Source organism: Achromobacter sp. SIMBA_011 (genome assembly GCF_046535435.1).
GTDB lineage: Bacteria > Pseudomonadota > Gammaproteobacteria > Burkholderiales > Burkholderiaceae_B > Achromobacter > Achromobacter dolens.
The window spans coordinates 1-245 of sequence record NZ_JAWRWN010001043.1; the positions used below are offsets into that span (position 1 = coordinate 1).

General features: G+C 65.3%; 1 protein-coding gene. It reads right to left on the reverse strand.

What is annotated here, in order from left to right; translation table 11 throughout:
• Positions 1-245: SAM-dependent methyltransferase (locus SB816_RS34205; protein WP_410548523.1), on the reverse strand; the 245-nt coding region annotated here is incomplete at both ends.

Genomic DNA, 245 nt, shown 5'->3' on the forward strand with positions numbered 1-245 from the left:
TGGTTCATCGCGATGCCGTCGTCGGCGAGCAGCTCGCGCACGCGCGAGAAGTAGAGCGGCAGATTCTTGCGGCCGACGTGCTCGAACATCCCGACGCTCGGGATGCGGTCGAATTGCCCGTCGATTTCGCGATAGTCCTGCAGGCGGATCTCGATCTTGTCCTCGAGGCCGGCCGCCTTCACGCGCGCGGTGGCGAGATCGAACTGGTTCTGCGACAGCGTCACGCCGAGACACGTCGCGCCGAA